Annotated in this window: 1 protein-coding gene; it reads right to left on the bottom strand. The window is 50.6% G+C overall.

Translation table 11 applies throughout. The annotated features are described in order from the left end of the window. A partial coding sequence (locus tag AWU74_RS07690) for an ATP-binding protein (protein ID WP_162505046.1) occupies window positions 1-453 on the bottom strand: 453 nt, incomplete at its 3' end. Window positions 454-544: the final 91 nt, after the last annotated feature.

Below are 544 nucleotides of genomic sequence, written 5' to 3'. Positions count from 1 at the left end.
CCCCAGATGCTCAAGCCCCGCTTCCATATCCATAATGACTACGTCATCACGCGCTATCACCAAATGCGAAATCAACCGTTTGACTACGACATGTTCTGGGCAGATACAACCGCTACCGCCGGTTTCTACCGTACCCATAACGAGCAATTTTACGCCGTTCCGTTCTTTTGCAAATCGATCAGGAATATCGTCAACCTTAGGGTTGATTTTAAAAAACTTCCCCTGACTGTCTTCAGTCGTTCCGGTGCGTTCGGCAATCAGTTCCTCCATTTTAGCGATCGGCGTAATCGCGCTGACTTCCGCTTCGCTAAACCCCAGCGCAAGACCGAGGTTTGCATCCGGGTCTACGTCAACGGCAAGCACTTTTCGCCCTTCGGAGGCATACATTCTTGCAAGCACGGCGGCAAGTGTCGTTTTTCCAACTCCGCCTTTTCCGGTGATAGCGATTTTCACCAGCTATATCCCTAATGCTGCCCTCTTGGCTTCGATGCCGTCCATCATCGCCTTAACCAACTCGCGCGGTCTTTTGTTCTTTATCTATCCT

Source organism: Treponema endosymbiont of Eucomonympha sp. (assembly GCF_001028545.1).
The sequence above is the reverse complement of the archived record's forward strand: the minus strand, read 5'-3'. Positions and strand labels throughout refer to the sequence as shown.